The 413-nt window shown below is 48.7% G+C and carries 1 protein-coding gene; it reads left to right on the forward strand.

Annotated features, from left to right (window positions below):
- On the forward strand, positions 1–413 hold a 413-nt coding region (locus QTN94_RS20710; protein WP_331428698.1), incomplete at both ends, for an Hcp family type VI secretion system effector.

Genomic DNA, 413 nt, shown 5'->3' on the forward strand with positions numbered 1-413 from the left:
CAGGGTCTGATCACGGCGGGCGCCTGTACGGCTGACTCTATCGGTGACTCTTATGTAGAAGGTCACGAAGACGAGATGCTGGTTCAGAAGTTTGACCACGTTATTTCGGTTCCGACTGATCCACAATCTGGTCAACCTTCTGGTCAACGTGTTCATAAGCCATTCCAGTTTACCGTCACTCTCAACAAAGCCGTGCCACTGCTGTACAACGCGCTTTCTTCTGGTGAGAAGATGAAGACTGTTGAACTGAAATGGTACCGCACCTCTATCGAAGGCAAACAAGAGAACTTCTTCACCACTAAGCTAGAAAACGCGTCTATCGTCGATATCCAGTGTGAGATGCCACACTGTCAAGATCCGTCGATGTCCGACTTCACGCAAAATCTAACGGTCTCAATGTCGTACCGTAAGAT

Origin of the sequence: Vibrio sp. M250220 (genome assembly GCF_036533795.1) — a bacterium.
Classification (GTDB): Bacteria; Pseudomonadota; Gammaproteobacteria; order Enterobacterales; family Vibrionaceae; genus Vibrio.